The sequence below is a fragment of the Shewanella sp. 433 genome (assembly GCF_059338565.1).
Genome location: NZ_CM181703.1, coordinates 1,028,045 through 1,042,858, shown reverse-complemented (window position 1 = coordinate 1,042,858; position 14,814 = coordinate 1,028,045). Strand labels below are relative to the sequence as shown.

The following is a 14,814-nucleotide window of genomic DNA, read 5'->3' as shown; positions in this document are numbered from 1 at the left end:
GTGAGGCAGTGTTAGATTTTACCCACTAGGTCTAAAGAAGGCGCTAGGGTTGCTTCACCTGGCTGCCATGCAGCAGGACAAACTTCACCGTCGTGCGTTGCAACATACTGAGCAGCTTGGATCTTACGAACCAACTCAGCAGCGCTACGACCAATACCTAGGTCATGAACTTCAGCCACTTTAATCACACCTTCTGGGTTGATAACAAAAGTACCGCGAAGCGCTAAGCCATCTTCTTCAATCATCACACCAAAGTTACGTGTGATAGTACCGGTTGGGTCACCGATCATTGGGTATTGGATTTTGCCAATAGTGTCTGAGCTATCGTGCCATGCTTTGTGCGTAAAGTGAGTGTCAGTTGATACTGAGTACACTTCAACGCCCATTGACTGAAGCTTCTCGTAGTGATCAGCCATGTCACCTAGTTCTGTAGGGCACACAAACGTGAAATCAGCTGGGTAGAAGAACACTACTGACCACTTGCCTAAAAGATCTTGCTCGGTTACCGAGACGAAATCACCATTGTGGTATGCAGTTGCAGAAAAAGGCTTGATTTCAGTGTTGATGATAGATTGTGTCATGTCATGCTCCATTTAGGGTTATTAACAGATTAACGCTGGGGTAGCAGCCGTTTGCTGCAACCCGTTGTTTGTTTCGATGGAGAGATAATAACGAGGAGTGACAATTAAATATAACGGATAAAAACTATCATGCTAATCGATTTTTATAATTGAACTTTGATTGCAACGAAAAAATCGATTAGCCCTAAGCAACAAGTGTAAAAGTGACTATTCTAAAAATGACGAATTTAAAAGGTAATCGTAAACAATCATTCCCATAACTCGAATCGCGTTAAGCTGCGGCCCAAGGGAAAGTCCAATTGTAAGGATAACTGCTGCGCATCAGCTTTTAAGCCACTACTACTGACTGACTTGGCCACTTTACCCGCAATCACCACCCAATTACCGCCACCGGTTAAACAGGCTCTGACCTCGGCAAAATGGATCTGCAGTAAAGCTAATAGCTCTCGATTTTGGCTATGTTCTTTCCAGCAATTGAGCACTAAATACCCCTCACTCTTAAGCAGGCTTGCCGCATTGGCAATAAAGGTTTCTGATAGCTGATTTTCATCGACGCCGTCGGCACCATAAATATCGGCAAAAATCACATCGGCCTTTTTATGCTCCCGCGCCACCAAAAACTCGGTGGCATCTTGATGAATAAGAGTGAGCTTTTTGCCCGTAGGCAGCTGAAAGTAACGTTTAGCAATATCAATTACTTCGGCGCGCAGCTCGACGGCGGTAATATTAATGGCGCGATCGTAATTACGTAAGGCATGGATTAAGCCCCCGCCACCTAGGCCTAACACTATGACTCGCTTAGGCTTAATAAACAGCAGCACCAGTAACATGGCTTGTAAATAGGTATGCTGCGGAATGTGCGGAGATGACTTAAGCAGTTTGCTTTGTTCATCGCTATCGCCAAACGAAAGCAGGCGCACTTGACCATCTTCGTTAACGATTAAAGGGCCATACTCATCCTCGCTGCGATACAAGGTTTGAAAATCTGTCATCTGGACTCCGACAATAAGCATAATGAAACACTGAGCCTATCGCGACCAGCCAGCGAATGGCGGCGTCATTTAAGCCAAGTAACAAAGGGCGATAGTATGACTGAATCGGCGCGTTATCACAGCCACTACGAGGTGATTTATCCCCCACTTCACGCCAGCTACACCACTAAAGCCGTCTATTTGTTCGATTCCTCGTCAAAGCAGCTGCGTCTTGGCACAAAAATCAATAGAGAGATGGTCATCATCAGCCTTGCCCAGCCTATGCCTCACATTAACCCGTCAGCCTATTTGTTGATGCGCAACAAGAGTCATTGCATAAGCTTGCATGATGTAGTAAATGTTAAAAGTCTTTTATTTATAAGCCATTGCTAATGACCTACTCACTACTGATCGCCACCCTGTTTGTCGTACTGTTTATTTTTGGCCAGCGCCTATTAACTAATTGGGTCAGTAAATTGGCCCAACACAAACAGGTATCAACGACTCGCGCAAAAATGGTGATCCAATACATCAGTTATCTCTATTTTACCCTGATGGCATGCCTTATGGTGGTCTCGCTTGGGATTGAATATCAGCAAGTGTCACTGTTTATCTCATCCATCTTTGCCGTACTGGGCGTCGCTCTTGTCGCACAATGGTCGATACTGAGTAATATTACCGCGGGCATTTTAATCTTCTTCGTCTTTCCCTATCGCATTGGCGACAAGATTAAGGTGATTGATAAAGATGAAGATGTCACTGGGATCATCGCCGACATCTGCCTATTTCATGTATTGATCCAACGCGACGATGAGGTGCTTATCACCTACCCTAATAATTTAATGTTGCAAAAAGGGGTGCTTAAGATATCCAGCCATAAGCCAACACTGATTAATGAGCAAGATGATAAAGATAATATCCAGACCCAAAGTGATTAAGGCGTTATCTAACTAGAGGCAAGACTATGCTGACCACCCTTCTCTACAGCCCACAAGATAATTCGCTGCTTCAGGGCGACGAGTCCAATATCGCTAAGTGGCAACAGAGCGATGACGCCATTTTATGGCTCAATATTGATGGCGAGTTAACCGAGCCACTGCAAGCCATGTTAAAGCAAACTTTTAACCTGCATCAGTTGGCACTGCAAGATGCGTCACGCGATCGACATCCCCCCAAGATTGAAGATTTTGGCGATCATACCTTTATTTTGCTGCGCGGCTTGTCGGCAGATTCTGAATCCATTAATTGTGATAATATTCTCTTGGCGATGTTTATCAGCCAGCGCTTTATTGTCACTCGCCACTCGGCTCGTTCGCTCAGTATCGAGCGCACCATGGCGGCGCTACGCGCGGGCGATATCTCCCTCGCCACTGGGACTGGGGCATTAAGCCTTAAGATCAGCCGCTTTGTGGTGAAGCGTTATCATAAAATTCTGTTTGATTTAGAAACCCGCCTCGAGCAACTGGAGTCGGTCATGCTGACCACTGCCGATGATAAGGTACTGGCCGAAGTGGTACTGTATAAAACCGATCTCACTCGTCTGCGGCGTAACTTTCACTACCATGTGGAGCTGTTTAACAACCTGCGCGATGAGCCATCTGCCCCATTTGATAGCACTCTGGCGCATGAGATCAACGATGTGTGTGAGCACCAACATCGCGCTGCGAGTCTGGCAGACTTGTTTTATCAGGTCGCTAGCGACTTAATTGACGGCTATATCTCTATTAGCGCCCATCGCTTAAACAACATCATGAAAGTACTAACGATTATTACCGCCATATTTGTACCTTTGACCTTTATTGCCGGTATTTATGGTATGAATTTCGAGTACATTCCTGAATTAAAAAACCCTAACGGTTACTTTATTGTCTGGGGCGTTATGCTCAGCATCACCGCGGTATTGATTTGGCTGTTTCGACGCCGAAAATGGATTTAACCACTTCAATACAAGATTACCGCTCGGCGAAGCATAGACAGTAGCCTAGCAGCGCCATCACAAAGGGCTAATCGTTGGTAACGATTAGCCCTTTGAATTTAATGCTATTATTTAAAAAAAGAACCAGTCAGTCGACAGTGACTAACGCAGCACCCGCTGAAAAAAAGCCACCGCCTGGCCATACATCTGTAAGGCTAATGCCGGATCATATCGCTCACCTTCATCACGCATAAAGGCATGCTGGGCATTGACCTCAAGCCAGCTAAAGCAACGCTTGCTTTCGCTGAGTTTGGCGTAGATTAGTTGCCGTCCAGCGGCGTCCACATGCGGGTCTTGCTTACCAAACACTAAGGCCAACTCGCCTTGAATATCACCAGTACGACTCAACGAGTCATTGCCCTTATTACAGGGTAAGGTATTAGAATGAATATCGGTTGGATACAGGCAAAAAGCCCCGACCACATCGCTATTGAGCGCGGCGCGATAGGCCAAGTGGCCGCCAATGCACACGCCCATGGTCCCCACTAGGCTGCTGCAAAACGGTTGGCGCTGCGCAAACTCCACCAAAGCCTGGGTGTCGCTATCGTGATGCTCTAACCCTTTGGTAAATTTGTCTTGGTTGCCCTTATCTTTGCCCGCCTCATCGTAAGCCAGTACTGTGCCTAGCGGATTAAGCTCGTGAAACACTTCGGGCACCAGCACCACAAAACCGTGACCAGCCATGATCGCCGCGGCGCGCGCGATAGGCGCCGTTTGCTGGAAAATTTCAGAATAGAAGATGATGGTCGAAAACGGCCCTTCGGCATCGGGACGGTAGAGATAGCACCTCATGGGGCCTGTGGGGGTATCGATATCGTGAACAGCCTGTTTAACCATCATACTCATGCCCTCGGGCTAATAAATGTATTTATAACTTATCAGCCTAATGGGAGAATGTCAGGTAAAACTCGCCGTTAACCATAGCGTTACTAGTAGGGTATTAACGCCATGGTCAATCGCGGCTTGTTAAGGTTAATAAAGCTGGTTAGGGCAATCCTCACCATTAAGCAGTTGCTTAATATTGGTTAAACTGGTCAGGGCAATCGCGCCGAGCGCCTCTTCGGTTAAAAAGGCTTGGTGACCGGTAAAAATCACGTTGTGGCAGGCTGACAAACGTCTGAACACATCGTCTTGAATGATCTCATTAGACTTATCTTCGAAAAAGAGCTCTTTCTCGTTCTCATAGACGTCTAAGCCCAGTGACCCAATTTTGCCCTCTTTTAATGCTTCCATGGCATCCATCGCATTGAGCAGGCCGCCACGGCTGGTGTTGATCACCATGACTTTGGGTTTCATCTTGGCAAAACTCTCTTGGTTTAACAGATGGTGATTATCTTGAGTCAGGGGGCAATGCAAGCTGATAATATCGCATTGGGGGTAGAGCTCATCGAGAGATAGATAGGGCACGCCTAAATCGATAACAGCTTGATTAGGGTATGGGTCGTACGCGACCACCTTACAACCAAAGCCTAACAGCACCTTAATGGTGGCTAAGCCGATGTTACCCGTGCCAATAACGCCCACGGTGCGGCCATGCATATTAAAGCCCACTAACCCTTCGAGCGAGAAGTTTGCATCTCGAGTACGTTGATAGGCTTTATGCACCTTGCGGTTAAGCGTCAGCATCAGCGCAACCGTATGCTCGGCCACCGATTCTGGCGAGTAGGCAGGTACGTTAACCACTTTTAACCCTAACCGCTGTGCTGCCACTAAATCAACGTTGTTAAAACCAGCGCAGCGCATGGCGATAATCTTGGTGCCGTTTTTAGCCAGTTCAACCAACACCTCTTCGCATAGAGAGTCGTTAACAAAGGCGCAAATCACCTCAAATCCAAAGGCCAGCTTTACTGTTTTCATGCACAGACGAGAATCAAAATACTCGATGCGGGCGCCAAAAGCTTTGTTGGTGCGATTGAAATGCTCCATGTCGTAGTGCTTAGCACTGAAAAAACCGATTTTCATATTTGATTCCCAATTGTGTGCGTGACCATAGGTCACAGAAAAATACCGTTCACAGCGTTAATGCTAACCCTAGCAAACTGTTACGCTCTGGATACTCGGGCAGCTCCCTGCCCATTTAAGGCTGTAACCATATAGCCTTATGTCCACAACCTATTCGAGATAAGTCAATGTAAGACATCATTATAACCTAGCCGTTACACTTGGATCATGAACACTGACCATGGCAAGTCAATATAATTACCCAACCCCATGATAAAACCGCAAGCCTCATCACGAAAACTCTCTCGCAACAGGGCGCCAATGTGCTTTGCGATGATTTCCTGATAAGCTCAAGACAAACTTATTGATGCCATTGATCTTATGGGACGACAATCGATTTCTGAAAAACAGTTTTGGTTACAACGCCTGAGTAAAACCAGTTTACGCGCCTTACATATTTTAGGCATTACGGGGGCCGGTGGGGGGATTTTATTAGGGGTAGCCAAAGCCGACTGGAGCCTATACTGGCTACTTGCGATGGGATCGGGCAGCCTATTAATGCTGTGGGAGATCATTCGTGACTGGCGCTGGCTTATCCAACTAAAGGGTGTTCTCACTCTAGTAAAACTAGGATTATTAAGTTTATTTATTCCGCTGGCCGATTATAAACCCGAACTGCTCATCATCATTGTATTATTGTCGGTTGTGGTCTCCCATGGGCCAGCAGGATTACGCCACTACTCTATTATTCACAGGCGACGTATCGATGGAAAAAAAGAAATTAAAGGCTAAGGTAGCGCCCTTAATCAGCCACTATTTACCAAACTTAGCTCAGCCTGCACAGCTGCAGGTATTAGATCTGGCCTGCGGTAGTGGCCGTAATGGGTTATGGTTCGCGCAGCAAGGGGCAAATGTCACCTTCATCGACAAGGATATCAGCAGCTTACCCAAGCTGCCTCCACACTGCCACGCCTTAGCATATGATCTTGAAGATGGCTCGGCGCCCGCTTTACCTGAAGGCGAGTTTGATCTGGTACTGGTGTTTAACTACCTACACAGACCGCTGTTTGAACAAATAAAACACAGTATTAAACCAGAGGGACTGTTAATTTACGAGACCTTTACCACAGAGCAAGCCAAGGTAGGTCGGCCTAAAAATCCGGCTTTTTTACTGCAAACCAATGAGCTACTCACTCAATTCAATAAGTTTGAGATATTGCACTATTTTGAAGGTAATGTAGGCTGTGAGGATGAGCCCATCTATAAAGCCCAATTTATCGGGCGAAAACGCGCTTAGCCTCATCAACATAGCATAAGGACGTTACATGTTTCCCTATCCCCAGCAATACCGCCTAGCGGCGCCGCCGCTCATCACCATGCTTATGGTTGTTTGGTCGTTATTGTCTAGGGCATTACTGGGAGACGCTAGCCCAGTGGGCTTCTACCCACTGTTTATGCTGTTTCCGCTCAATATCCTGCTGCATGCTCAACTGCTTTGGCAGGCCAAAGGGATGGAGCGACTCGATCAAGCCCTGTACGCCTTTATTCATCTGTCGCTGGCTTTTGTGGTTTGGACCTTTGCCATCATGCATGTTAATGGTCATAGCCTTTAAGCAACGTCCAATTTGTACCGCTGCTGGTGAGTTTTGCTTGCGAGCCATGACGCTAAACGGTATCTTGACTGCCGCTTAAAAATACCGAACCGACTATGAAAGATTTTGTGTACGCTCCGCCCACCACACCTTGGCTAGATGTGGTGCATCAAGATAAAGACATCATCGTGATCAATAAACCCTCTGGGCTGCTCTCAGTCCCGGGGCGCGATCCCGCCTATCATGACAGCATCTTTGCCCGCGTACTCAGCCAACACCCTAACGCCCAGATAGTACATCGACTCGATATGGCGACCTCTGGCATTATCGTCGTTGCCCTGCGCCGCAGCGCCGAGCGTGAATTGAAACGCCAATTTAGGGACAGAGAAACTCATAAAATCTACTACGCGCGCGTCGCAGGCCATGTTAAAGCCCAAAGCGGCACCGTTGAACTGCCACTGATCTGCGATTGGCCAAATCGCCCCAAGCAGAAAGTCGATCACCGATTAGGTAAGCCCTCGACCACCCATTTCGAAGTGATAAGCCGCGCGAAACGCTCAACCTTGGTTAAGCTCACTCCTATTACTGGCCGCTCTCACCAATTGCGAGTACATATGATGGCCTTGGGACACCCCATTCTTGGCGACAATTTTTATGCCGATGCATTAGCCAAACGACTCGCTCCCAGATTACTGCTGCATGCCCAATCGCTAACCATTAACCACCCTTACAGCGGTGAGCCGATGACCTTTAGCACTGACATCCCTTTTGCAACGCCTAGCGAACAGCAATAGTGACTCATGGCACCCTAACTAGGCTGTTGTTAACTATTGAAATTGGCATTAATTGAGCTAAAAAGTTAGCCGTTACGCAAAAAATATCGTAGATTAGCAAACAATATTAATCATAGAGCGGTATTGACTAGTGGATAGTTCATTTCAACGTGATCAATTAGATAATCAAATTCTGTCGGCATTAATGCAAGAGGCTCGCACCCCTTTTGCCGAGCTTGCTAAGCGATTTGGTGTCAGTGCTGGCACCATTCATGTGCGAGTAGAGAAGATGAAGCAAGCGGGCATCATCACTGGCGCACAGATCACCGTCAACCCTAAGGCGCTCGGCTACGATGTGTGCTGTTTTATCGGCATTAACCTAAAGAGCGCCGGTGACTACCCTGCCGCCATCGCTAAGCTTAATGCGTTAGAAGAGGTGACCGAAGCCTATTACACCACAGGCAACTACAGTATTTTTGTCAAAGTGATGTGTCAGTCTATCGATGGTTTGCAGCATGTGCTGATTAACCGCATTCAATCTATTGATGAAATCCAATCCACCGAAACCTTAATTAGCCTACAAAACCCGATTATTCGCGCCGTTAAGCCATAAGGCTTACCAACAACGTAGCAGCGATGCCCACGATACCTAGTACCAACATCTGGCATCGCTAGCGCCTAAAACCCATGACGCTTTATACCTCAAATTCCTATGATTCAAAAGCCTAAGACCTATGCGTTACAGCTCAAATACATGGGTCATCACTTTATACAGCTCGGTGCCTTGATAAACCGAGGCCGAAGCAAAATGCAAAATCGGCACGCAGGCTTGCGATAAGCATAAAGGGGTTAATGCAGAGCTATTGCCATACTGATCCACCCGCAAAATAGTCGCTAAAGGCGAACCTGCGGCTAATGGCTCGCCTAACTTGGCCGTATACTCCACCATGCCACCCATGGGGGAATGGTATTTTTTATAGTCACGAAGATAACAGCCATATCGCGCCATTTTAGCGGGCATAATGGGGTCGGCAACCACACCGCGATGACTCAAATACGCCATGATCCCGTCGGCATCGAGGCGTGCATCGGCAAGATCGATATGCTCTTGCGAGCCCAGCTCCAAGGTAAACGCAGAGACAGGTACCGCTAATTCTCGCCCCTGCGCTGCTAGGTACTGACACAATTGCCACCATGGATAAAATATTGATTCATCCATTGCCCCACCAAACTCATTAGGCATAAATAGCGTGTGGGCTATCGAAAATAGCCTCGCGGCCTCACTATCATATTCGGGACAATACAGATGTTTGCAGGCCTTGGGCCCAGTGTGCAGATCCAACACGATATCCGCTTGATGCCCTAAATGTTGCAGAGTGACCGCTTGGCGATGCCCCGTCGTCACGCCCCACTCATGCTGTAGACGCTGCTGACAGCTATCAATCAACATGGCGCGATAAGCCGCCACCAAGGCGCTATCGTCTAACTCGGCATGCTGTCGATACCAAGCGGCCATATCGATATGATGATGTAAGTATTCGCGATTCCAATTCACCCCGGTTATCGGGTCAAAACGCCCAAGGGTAAACTCACCACTTTTTTGGTTAATCCCCAAAGGATTGGCGAGTGGCACCAAGGTGACACTGCCAAGCAACTCGCAGTTTTCCAGTTGCTGCATTAACTGGTAAATAACTGCATTGCCCTGCACCTCGGCGCCATGCACATTCGCCTGAATATAGACACTCGGCCCACGAATAACGGCTGGCGTAAACTGAAAAATGGGCAACTCGAGATCTTGCCCTGTCGCCAATTCGCCAATTTTCAACGTGCTACGGCTCGGTTTCATCGTTCGCCTTCAAACAGATTTTCATGTAGCGAACGTACCACCTGCGCCGCCTCACTTTCGGCGACCAATACACATAAGTTGTGTGGGCTGGCCCCTTGGCAGATCATGCGCACATTATGTGGCTCTAGCACCTCAAACACTCGGCGGCACACCCCTGGTGTAGAGGCAATTTTATTACCCACTATCGCCACTAAGGCTAAATTATCTTCCACACGCACCCGGCAATGCTGCGACAGTTCTTGTAATAGCGCTTCGCTGAGCAAATGATTGCCAGCCGAATCTGAGCCCGTTTTATCTAAGGTCAGCGATACGTTAACTTCCGATGTTGTGATCAAATCGACACTTATTTTGTGCCTTGCTAGCGTAGCAAAGGTCTCCGCCAAGAAACCTTGCGCATGCAGCATCTGCAAACTGTGTAGATTCAGTAAGGTTTGATCGCGGCGCACGGCCACGGCGCGGTAAATAGGCTCATCACTCACTTGATGACGTATCCAAGTACCGCCACGTTCAGGCGCTTTGCTCGAACCCACAAACACCTGAATTTTTTGCCTTACCGCAGGTAAAATGGTCGCAGGATGTAGCACCTTAGCGCCAAACGTCGCCATTTCAGCAGCTTCATTAAAACTAATTTCAGCGATGGGCTGTGCATTGGGGGCCAAGCGCGGATCGGTAGTGTAAATCCCGGCCACATCGGTCCAAATTTCGACCGCTGATGCCCTAAGCGCCTCGGCCAATAACGCCGCCGAGTAATCGCTACCGCCGCGCCCTAAGGTCGTAGTGGCACCCTGCGCATCGGCACCAATAAAACCTTGAGTCACAATACGCTGCTCGGCCAGCAGCGGGGCTAAATGCGCCGCACATAAGGCTTCAACCTGCTCAATTTGAGGCTCGGCACGGCCAAAATGACTGTCGGTGCGCATCACTTGGCGCACATCAAAGGCTGACGCCACCTCACCTTTTTCACGCAGCACAGCAGCAAATAGCGCCGCAGAACATTGCTCTCCTTGCGCTAACAACTCGTCCATGGTCGCTTTGCAACGTTCACGGCTCAGTGACTCACTTAACATATCAATACGACTGAGCACGCTATCGAGGTGAGCGGCAACCTCAGCTGGACGACCGAGTCGGTCAAGGATTTGATATTGGATTGAGGCAATCTGCTTGAGCAGTTGTTGACGCTGCTCATCATCGAGTTGCGCTTGAGTCAACGCCACCAATAGGTTGGTGACGCCGCTTGAGGCACTCACGACCACAATACGTGTATTAGGATTGGCAATAATGATGTCGGCACAACGACTCATTGCTGGATAATCAGCAACGGATGTACCACCGAATTTAGCGACAACAATCGACATTAGCCCACCTCAACGAGATTGAAGCGGTTACAAGACACGACAAGAATAGATAACATGATAAACCTCCGAACTGACTTCGTTCGAAGAGCCTGGTGCAAAGATTACGCACCCCAAGATGGGAAATAGCGATCACCACCAGAAGCTCTCCACCAAAAAACAGGTGACAATCGACAGGATTCAGCCATATCGACCGATAAACAAACGAAACCAAACACTTGTCTATCTCGGCGTTAATCTCCATCATAAGCAATCGTCAGAGTTTGGCCTCTTCATGCTTACTACCTAGTTAACGCTCCTCTTCTGTATCTCAAGCGTATTGACGCAGTAAGATGGTTGAAAATTAGCAAATACCCGCCTAATAAGTCAACGATATTTATTCAATATGAGTAAATATTATTTCAAGGTCACTACCACCTTAGTAAAACAAGATTAAGATTGAATATCGGGTAACTCATTGACTAGACGCACCCGTGCTGAAAAAGCGCCTATGGTCAGCTCGGGATAACTAAGCAGGCAAGGCACCAATTGTAACTGGTCGCCCTCGACAAAATAGATCGCATTTTGGTTAAACTGTGTGCCCAATGCCACCGCTAATGGCTTTTCTATCGGGACAGCCCAGCTTTTTTCCATATGACGGCGATCATAAGAGGCCCCGATGATGGCGCGATAAGGACGCTTAAGTTCGATGATATGTCGCTGTAATTGACTATCTAACTAACAGACGATTTTGAGGCGCTGACAACAGTTCGCCCCTGGGGTTGTACGCCGTAAGAATGGCAAAGGATAAAGCCGGAGAAAACCCTTGGGTCAATAGAAATTGGGTATGCTGATAACTGTGCCAAAAATGGTCATCTATACTACTCATTCGCCGAGCATTCCTAAATTAGCGTACGATAATTATAGCTAAATCATCTTATCTGCCTAGAACAAACAGATTATATCTCTGTTAAATTATAATTAATGACCATAAAATCAAAAGATTAGCCATAAAAAATTGATTAACATCAAATCTAAGCGTAAATTTGTTAACATTTCATTTGTTAACAAATGACTAAAACGAGTACAATACGTCGGTTGATTCACTTCCACTCGTCAAGCATGAACAACTTTTGTTACGCCATGTCTAAATCACTGTAATGAAAAGTTGTCAATTTCCTATAGATATGAGCGATTTTGTCGCTTTTAATATTGAAACTTGAAAATTTCAATAGTTAAAGGAACTATTTCCTACTATTGTTAATCGTAGTGGATACAATTAGCGCATCTTTTTCAATAAAGAGATACGCATACTTTACTAATCATGAAGTGCGTTGCGGTTTCAGTCGTTTTAGTGAAAGCACCTACGTGACTCGGTAATTTTCAACACGACAAGTCAGGGCGCAACCCGCACAGCGCGCCTATGGTTAGCACAGATGTAAACAAATATTAGGTAGATAAATATGCAAAATCCGCACATTCTGATCGTAGAAGATGAAGCCGTTACCCGGAACACGCTAAGAAGTATTTTCGAGGCTGAAGGATATGTGGTAACTGAAGCCAATGACGGCGCAGAAATGCATAAAGCAATGCAAGAAAACAAGATCAATCTCGTCGTTATGGATATTAATCTTCCTGGCAAGAATGGTCTTTTGTTGGCTCGTGAACTTCGTGAAATAAACAATATCGGCTTAATCTTCCTAACGGGCCGTGATAACGAAGTTGACAAGATCTTGGGACTTGAAATTGGTGCAGATGATTATATCACTAAGCCATTCAACCCACGTGAGCTAACAATTCGTGCACGTAATTTGTTAACCCGTGTGAATAGCACAGGTGTAGAAACAGAAGAAAAGAGCGCGGTAGAATATTACCGTTTCAACGGCTGGAGCTTAGAAATTAACAGCCGTTCATTGGTTAGCCCACAGGGCGAGTCATACAAGCTTCCACGCAGTGAATTCCGTGCGATGCTTCACTTCGTTGAAAACCCAGGTAAGATCCTGACTCGTGCAGACTTACTGATGAAGATGACCGGCCGTGAGCTTAAGCCACATGACCGTACGGTTGACGTCACGATTCGTCGTATCCGTAAGCACTTTGAGAGCTTACCAGATACGCCAGAAATCATCGCGACAATCCACGGTGAAGGTTACCGCTTCTGTGGTAATTTAGAAGACGCATAAGCCTACGCTTATGTTATTCAATGAAAAAGCCAGTCTCACGACTGGCTTTTTTTGTGCTCGGAACACTTATGCCGCTGTGGGCTAGACTTCGAATCCAGCTCGATATCATTTCAATCCGGCCGAGTGGCTTTTGGATATGCTGATTTGAAGCTAAAACTTCATGGTTATCCATCGCCTGCCCTGCGATATCTGCAGCACATTTTTGGTTAGATCAGCGAAATCTAACTTAGTATTTATAGACGAAAAACAGGGATTATGAGTACGGTTGACCCTGTCCCAATATTTGCGATTAGCGTCATATTGCAGACCAAGTTACTCCGTAACTACGGTTTGCAACCAGTCCTGTAGCTGCTGTAATTCTTGATTATTAAACATCACTAGACCAGCATGTGTCCTCCTCTGGGAAAAATGTAACTGCAGGTTTGGCGATTGTAAATGGCTAAAGTAACTTGCTGGAGCTATCGAATCTTGCTCTGATGCTATCAATAAAGTGGGTGTATTTGAACGGGTCAATAAAGGGGCTATTGCCGTATCTTGAAGAGTTATATTGCGTTGCTGCAAAACGGTATCTGTGATCTGGCGTAATTGCTGTTCGCTCAATATTCGGTAATACCATGAATATTCCTGTGCGACGTAATTCTTTAACCCGGTACTAAAGTCATGCATAGGCGCAATTAATACTTGTCCAGTAATGTTCTGTCGTCTTGCGCTAATTTGCGCAGCGACATTGGCGCCAAGTGAATGCCCCAATAAATACACAGGCCCAATTATTTGCTGCTCAGCAAGCAGTAGTTCGATTAACTGGCTAATAATTTTTGCGTCAAGCTTACCATCAATAGCGACCGGTCCTGTCGCTGCACCATGACCCTGTAAGTCTGGTACTATCACCTGAAAACCTAAACTGCGTAGAGCAAAAGCATTGATGATCATTGCACTTTTGTCAGCAGAAAAACCATGCAGTAATACCCAAGTGCCTTTGAAACGTTGCTGTGGAGGGTTTAGGTCTAGTCTGACCTCTTCTCGTTTTGATGAGACAACATGAAGATTAAAATAAGCTTTACTATAGAGGTTAACCCCCGGTGGCTCTGTCGTAGGATCGCCCTCAACAAATATCGGATCTGCAATAAGGTACTCGGTGCAAAAGGAGTGCTGAGGTAAACAAAAATTATCGATGGCAAAATCAAGTGCACTTACGAAGTTGTCCGTCCCATTTTCACGTAGAGAATATTGTTTATCTAACGCATTGTTTATTTTTGACTCTGCCAAAGTGGCACATCCTTGTAACAGTGCTAAACATAGTAACACTGTGGCTTTGATATAAAACATCCTGTTTTCCGCGAGTAAGGTGAATATCGGCTGGAATAAGTGAATAATCAAACCAACCATTACAAAACAATAACATAATGTGGTTATGGCCTCGACTCAACCAATATATCGAATTTGGCGCCTTTGTTGGTGGCGCAGGGCTTGAGCTCATAGAAGAAGAAAAAGGAAAACAAGAAATTAAAAAGCTAAAACTGGCTAAAAAGGGCATCTGCAGTAAATAAGAATTAGTGATTCCTTTCCCCAAATAGCCCTGTGACTTATATCAAACCACAGGGCTTGTTGTTCTAACGCAGCG

18 protein-coding genes and 1 riboswitch are annotated in these 14,814 nt (G+C 46.4%); of the genes, 10 read left to right on the top strand and 8 right to left on the bottom strand.

Annotation, left to right across the window (positions count from 1 at the left end; all coding sequences use genetic code 11):
• Window positions 1-11 precede the first annotated feature (11 nt).
• Together ahpC and AC5YB1_RS04740 are read right to left on the bottom strand one after the other, a co-directional pair.
• Window positions 12-581, bottom strand: a complete 570-nt coding sequence (gene ahpC / locus AC5YB1_RS04745) for an alkyl hydroperoxide reductase subunit C (RefSeq protein ID WP_494520916.1) — start codon at window positions 579-581, stop codon at window positions 12-14.
• 248 nt (window positions 582-829) lie between these two features.
• Window positions 830-1,573 (bottom strand): spermidine synthase, encoded by a 744-nt coding sequence (locus AC5YB1_RS04740; protein ID WP_475514847.1) that lies wholly within the window; start codon window positions 1,571-1,573, stop codon window positions 830-832.
• A 96-nt stretch (window positions 1,574-1,669) separates the two neighbouring features.
• Here AC5YB1_RS04740 and AC5YB1_RS04735 point away from each other — a divergent pair, with 96 nt between their 5' ends.
• The 3 genes from AC5YB1_RS04735 to corA are packed head-to-tail and all read left to right on the top strand — an operon-like array spanning window position 1,670 to window position 3,488.
• Window positions 1,670-1,945, top strand: coding sequence for a hypothetical protein (locus AC5YB1_RS04735; RefSeq protein WP_494520915.1), 276 nt, complete (start codon window positions 1,670-1,672; stop codon window positions 1,943-1,945).
• Window positions 1,945-2,490 carry a mechanosensitive ion channel domain-containing protein gene (locus tag AC5YB1_RS04730; RefSeq protein ID WP_494520914.1) on the top strand — a complete coding sequence of 182 codons (546 nt, stop codon included), beginning with the start codon at window positions 1,945-1,947 and terminating at the stop codon, window positions 2,488-2,490. The genes AC5YB1_RS04735 and AC5YB1_RS04730 overlap by 1 nt, the downstream gene beginning before the upstream one ends.
• A gap of 26 nt (window positions 2,491-2,516) precedes the next feature.
• A complete protein-coding gene (corA, locus tag AC5YB1_RS04725) occupies window positions 2,517-3,488 on the top strand; it encodes a magnesium/cobalt transporter CorA (protein ID WP_494520913.1) in 972 nt (323 codons plus the stop codon).
• A gap of 141 nt (window positions 3,489-3,629) precedes the next feature.
• Here corA and AC5YB1_RS04720 read toward each other — a convergent pair whose 3' ends face one another.
• Entirely contained in the window at window positions 3,630-4,367 is a 738-nt protein-coding gene (locus AC5YB1_RS04720; RefSeq protein ID WP_494520912.1) for a dienelactone hydrolase family protein, read from the bottom strand.
• Between the two features lie 132 nt (window positions 4,368-4,499).
• A complete protein-coding gene (locus AC5YB1_RS04715) occupies window positions 4,500-5,489 on the bottom strand; it encodes a 2-hydroxyacid dehydrogenase (RefSeq protein WP_494520911.1) in 990 nt (329 codons plus the stop codon).
• Between the two features lie 360 nt (window positions 5,490-5,849).
• On the opposite strand from AC5YB1_RS04715, the gene AC5YB1_RS04710 reads away from it, so the two are divergent.
• From AC5YB1_RS04710 to asnC, 5 genes are all read left to right on the top strand, one after another.
• Entirely contained in the window at window positions 5,850-6,260 is a 411-nt protein-coding gene (locus AC5YB1_RS04710) for a hypothetical protein (protein WP_494520910.1), read from the top strand.
• Window positions 6,235-6,765, top strand: coding sequence for a class I SAM-dependent methyltransferase (locus tag AC5YB1_RS04705; RefSeq protein WP_494520909.1), 531 nt, complete (start codon window positions 6,235-6,237; stop codon window positions 6,763-6,765). The genes AC5YB1_RS04710 and AC5YB1_RS04705 overlap by 26 nt, the downstream gene beginning before the upstream one ends.
• A 28-nt stretch (window positions 6,766-6,793) precedes the next feature.
• Entirely contained in the window at window positions 6,794-7,081 is a 288-nt protein-coding gene (locus AC5YB1_RS04700; RefSeq protein ID WP_494520908.1) for a hypothetical protein, read from the top strand.
• A 95-nt stretch (window positions 7,082-7,176) separates the two neighbouring features.
• Window positions 7,177-7,854, top strand: coding sequence for a bifunctional tRNA pseudouridine(32) synthase/23S rRNA pseudouridine(746) synthase RluA (rluA, locus tag AC5YB1_RS04695; protein WP_494520907.1), 678 nt, complete (start codon window positions 7,177-7,179; stop codon window positions 7,852-7,854).
• A 130-nt stretch (window positions 7,855-7,984) separates the two neighbouring features.
• The gene (asnC, locus tag AC5YB1_RS04690) at window positions 7,985-8,446 is read left to right on the top strand and encodes a transcriptional regulator AsnC (RefSeq protein ID WP_110457221.1); all 462 of its coding nucleotides are present in this window, start codon (window positions 7,985-7,987) and stop codon (window positions 8,444-8,446) included.
• A 126-nt stretch (window positions 8,447-8,572) separates the two neighbouring features.
• Here asnC and AC5YB1_RS04685 read toward each other — a convergent pair whose 3' ends face one another.
• The 3 genes from AC5YB1_RS04685 to AC5YB1_RS04675 all read right to left on the bottom strand — a co-directional run bounded on the left by AC5YB1_RS04685 (window position 8,573) and on the right by AC5YB1_RS04675 (window position 11,691).
• Window positions 8,573-9,679, bottom strand: a complete 1,107-nt coding sequence (locus tag AC5YB1_RS04685) for a succinylglutamate desuccinylase/aspartoacylase family protein (RefSeq protein WP_494520906.1) — start codon at window positions 9,677-9,679, stop codon at window positions 8,573-8,575.
• Entirely contained in the window at window positions 9,676-11,034 is a 1,359-nt protein-coding gene (gene lysC / locus AC5YB1_RS04680) for a lysine-sensitive aspartokinase 3 (protein ID WP_494520905.1), read from the bottom strand. Before lysC ends, AC5YB1_RS04685 begins: the two co-directional genes overlap by 4 nt.
• 131 nt (window positions 11,035-11,165) lie before the next feature.
• Window positions 11,166-11,342, bottom strand: a riboswitch (Lysine riboswitch).
• 121 nt (window positions 11,343-11,463) lie between these two features.
• Window positions 11,464-11,691 carry a DUF3293 domain-containing protein gene (locus AC5YB1_RS04675; RefSeq protein WP_494521580.1) on the bottom strand — a complete coding sequence of 76 codons (228 nt, stop codon included), beginning with the start codon at window positions 11,689-11,691 and terminating at the stop codon, window positions 11,464-11,466.
• 782 nt (window positions 11,692-12,473) lie between these two features.
• Between AC5YB1_RS04675 and arcA the strand changes: the two genes are divergently transcribed.
• Complete coding sequence (arcA, locus tag AC5YB1_RS04670) at window positions 12,474-13,193, top strand: two-component system response regulator ArcA (RefSeq protein ID WP_110457217.1); 720 nt, start codon at window positions 12,474-12,476, stop codon at window positions 13,191-13,193.
• A 312-nt stretch (window positions 13,194-13,505) separates the two neighbouring features.
• Here the strand turns inward: arcA and AC5YB1_RS04665 are convergent, their stop codons facing one another.
• On the bottom strand, window positions 13,506-14,519 hold the full coding sequence (locus AC5YB1_RS04665; RefSeq protein ID WP_494520904.1) for an alpha/beta hydrolase: 1,014 nt from the start codon (window positions 14,517-14,519) through the stop codon (window positions 13,506-13,508).
• A gap of 77 nt (window positions 14,520-14,596) precedes the next feature.
• On the opposite strand from AC5YB1_RS04665, the gene AC5YB1_RS04660 reads away from it, so the two are divergent.
• Complete coding sequence (locus AC5YB1_RS04660) at window positions 14,597-14,740, top strand: hypothetical protein (protein WP_494520903.1); 144 nt, start codon at window positions 14,597-14,599, stop codon at window positions 14,738-14,740.
• Window positions 14,741-14,814: the final 74 nt, after the last annotated feature.

Excerpts from the sequence above, each read along its gene's own strand:
- AC5YB1_RS04685 (WP_494520906.1), bottom strand. The coding sequence starts at position 9,679 with ATGAAACCGAGCCGTAGCACGTTGAAAATTGGCGAATTGGCGACAGGG.
- AC5YB1_RS04740 (WP_475514847.1), bottom strand. The coding sequence starts at position 1,573 with ATGACAGATTTTCAAACCTTGTATCGCAGCGAGGATGAGTATGGCCCT.
- AC5YB1_RS04700 (WP_494520908.1), top strand. The coding sequence starts at position 6,794 with ATGTTTCCCTATCCCCAGCAATACCGCCTAGCGGCGCCGCCGCTCATC.
- ahpC (WP_494520916.1), bottom strand. The coding sequence starts at position 581 with ATGACACAATCTATCATCAACACTGAAATCAAGCCTTTTTCTGCAACT.
- AC5YB1_RS04735 (WP_494520915.1), top strand. The coding sequence starts at position 1,670 with ATGACTGAATCGGCGCGTTATCACAGCCACTACGAGGTGATTTATCCC.
- AC5YB1_RS04705 (WP_494520909.1), top strand. The coding sequence starts at position 6,235 with ATGGAAAAAAAGAAATTAAAGGCTAAGGTAGCGCCCTTAATCAGCCAC.
- AC5YB1_RS04710 (WP_494520910.1), top strand. The coding sequence starts at position 5,850 with ATGGGACGACAATCGATTTCTGAAAAACAGTTTTGGTTACAACGCCTG.
- corA (WP_494520913.1), top strand. The coding sequence starts at position 2,517 with ATGCTGACCACCCTTCTCTACAGCCCACAAGATAATTCGCTGCTTCAG.
- AC5YB1_RS04665 (WP_494520904.1), bottom strand. The coding sequence starts at position 14,519 with ATGTTTTATATCAAAGCCACAGTGTTACTATGTTTAGCACTGTTACAA.
- lysC (WP_494520905.1), bottom strand. The coding sequence starts at position 11,034 with ATGTCGATTGTTGTCGCTAAATTCGGTGGTACATCCGTTGCTGATTAT.
- AC5YB1_RS04720 (WP_494520912.1), bottom strand. The coding sequence starts at position 4,367 with ATGATGGTTAAACAGGCTGTTCACGATATCGATACCCCCACAGGCCCC.
- AC5YB1_RS04660 (WP_494520903.1), top strand. The coding sequence starts at position 14,597 with ATGTGGTTATGGCCTCGACTCAACCAATATATCGAATTTGGCGCCTTT.
- AC5YB1_RS04715 (WP_494520911.1), bottom strand. The coding sequence starts at position 5,489 with ATGAAAATCGGTTTTTTCAGTGCTAAGCACTACGACATGGAGCATTTC.
- arcA (WP_110457217.1), top strand. The coding sequence starts at position 12,474 with ATGCAAAATCCGCACATTCTGATCGTAGAAGATGAAGCCGTTACCCGG.
- AC5YB1_RS04730 (WP_494520914.1), top strand. The coding sequence starts at position 1,945 with ATGACCTACTCACTACTGATCGCCACCCTGTTTGTCGTACTGTTTATT.
- rluA (WP_494520907.1), top strand. The coding sequence starts at position 7,177 with ATGAAAGATTTTGTGTACGCTCCGCCCACCACACCTTGGCTAGATGTG.